Genomic DNA, 2,354 nt, shown 5'->3' on the forward strand with positions numbered 1-2,354 from the left:
GGTCAGTTTGGCCCGGAATACCCTGGTCAATTTGCCCGGAATGGGGTGGTCAATTTGCAGCGGAATCGGGTGTCAACCTATCCCGGAATCAGGTGGTCAATATCAGCGGAATATCCAGTTATACAGACAATACGATGTATTTAATAGCAATATTTAAATACAAACTTATGGCAGTATTAAAATTTTATTGCCATAAATTTGTATTTAAAATAGTACGATGACAAGAAAGGAATCCATTGAAGCCTTAAACCACTATTTCGATAGTAACCATGGGACAGCGACCCTGGAGCAGATACGGGATTATTTTCGTAAAAGTGAACCGAACATTCCAGACGCTACAGTGAACTGGCGCATTCATGACCTGGTTGACAATGGTGCGCTGCGACGTGTGGGCCGGGGGCTTTTTGAACCTGGATCGGAAATTGTCTATACGCCGGAATTACCATCAAGAGCAATCAAGATCAGTAAATCACTGAAGAAGAATTTTCCTTTTATCAGTTTTTGTGTTTGGAGCTCGGATCTGTTGAATGAATTTGCCCAGCATATCAGTAGTTATCCATTCCTCTTAGTAGATGTCGAAAAGGATGTGGCCGAATCGGTTTATTACCGGTTGAATGATGAATTCGGTGGAGTATTCCTGCGCCCGACAGAAACGATTATCAACGACCTGCTACCTAATTTTCGCCTACCGCTTGTCATTCGGCATCTGGTCTCTGAAAGTCCGCTGAATCAAGTTAATGGCCTGTCGTCAGTCTCGCTGGAGAAATTACTGGTAGATGCTTTTTGTGATCCAGAATTTCGCTTCCTGGAAGGTAGTGAACTCCGTGCTGTTTTCAGCAATGCCTTTTATAAATATACCGTAAACAAAAACAAACTACTGCGTTATGCAGCCCGCAAAGGACGTAAGCCGGAACTAGCGGCTTATCTGCGGGATGGCAACTTTATCCAATCAACTGCAAAACCTGATTAATTATTATGATATCAAAAGACAGCTTGACCGCGGATTGGCTAGAAACCGTATCAGCCGGTAACCGCAAAGCCGATAAGATTTTGGTCGAAAAAGTGATCAGAGCTCTGATGCTGCTGGAAGGACTAGTCAAATCCGAACTGCAGTTTGTTTTTAAAGGAGGAACCGCTTTGATGCTCCTGTTGGGCAGTACACGACGTCTATCCATTGATATTGACATTATTGTAAGTAAAAAACAGGAATTGGAGGGAAAACTCCAGTCATTCCTCGAACAACAAGGATTTATAAGGGTAGAATTGCAGGAACGCAAAACAGCTTCAGATATTGAAAAGGCGCATTATAAGTTTTTTTATACCCCTGTTCATAAATATAACCTGGCAGAAGATTACGTCTTGCTGGATATTCTTTTCGAGGAACATCATTATGCGAAGGTGATTGATTGGCCGGTGGATTCCTCCTTTGTCAAACAAGATGGTGATCCGTTGACGGTCAAAGTACCCTGCCACGAGGATATCCTTGGTGATAAATTAACAGCTTTTGCACCAAACACCACAGGGATCCCCTATGAGAAGAACGGGGACTTGCGAACAATGGAGATCATGAAACAGCTGTATGACATCGGCAGCCTGATGGATGTGGTAAATGACATGTCCATTATTTCGCAAACCTTTGCCATCTTCGCCCAAACGGAACTTGGCTACCGGAATTGCGAGGCAGGAGTTGACGGCGTATTGGATGACATATATCAGACGGCCCTGCTCATTTGCAGCCGTGGTGCTGAAGGCAAAGGTGACATCGACGCTTTGTCAAAAGGTATTAACCAGGTTAAGCGTTTTATTTTCTCCGAAAGTTACCATCTTGACCGCGCTGTCACCGATGCCGCCAAAGCTGCCTACCTGTCCACTGCGCTTAAACATAAAGCGAATAAGCTGGAAAAATTTCAGGATGCCCGCCAGATCAGGGATTGGGTTATTGACCAGTCATTTAATTCCAAACTGAATAAGCTCAAAAAGTCAAATCCGGAAGCATTCTTCTACTGGTACCAGATTTATTTGCTGGAAACAATGGCGGTATAGACTTCAAATTTACGGCAGTAAACAATAAATATTGCCGAAAATTTGAATAGTGATAATTGTTTTTTTCTGCTACTTTATCGGGTCTGCAATGCCGTTAACCGAAAAGCTACAGATAAACAGTTCGGTTAAACAGTCATTTTCTCACTTGTTACCATAATTGGTGATTAGCATTTGTCGTTGAAAAATGCTAACTTTAATCGAGTAGGAAGTAAGGGATTATTTCCCTTACTGTCCTCTCACACCACCGTACGTGCCGTTCGGCATACGGCGGTTCAATAAACATTAACAGTTTTTCAGCGGGGTGGTGATGT

General features: G+C 43.0%; 2 protein-coding genes. Both read left to right on the forward strand.

Features of this window, described 5'->3' with window-relative positions:
* Positions 1 to 217: 217 nt before the first annotated feature.
* Positions 218 to 970: a type IV toxin-antitoxin system AbiEi family antitoxin domain-containing protein gene (locus tag NAF19_RS30420; RefSeq protein WP_252794232.1), complete on the forward strand. Its 753-nt coding sequence runs from the start codon at positions 218 to 220 to the stop codon at positions 968 to 970.
* Between the two features lie 5 nt (positions 971 to 975).
* Positions 976 to 2,043 carry a nucleotidyl transferase AbiEii/AbiGii toxin family protein gene (locus NAF19_RS30425; RefSeq protein WP_252794234.1) on the forward strand — a complete coding sequence of 356 codons (1,068 nt, stop codon included), beginning with the start codon at positions 976 to 978 and terminating at the stop codon, positions 2,041 to 2,043.
* The last annotated feature ends 311 nt before the right edge of the window (positions 2,044 to 2,354 follow it).

It is taken from the genome of Mucilaginibacter flavidus (assembly GCF_024055575.1).
In the GTDB taxonomy this organism is placed as follows: Bacteria; Bacteroidota; Bacteroidia; order Sphingobacteriales; family Sphingobacteriaceae; genus Mucilaginibacter; species Mucilaginibacter flavidus.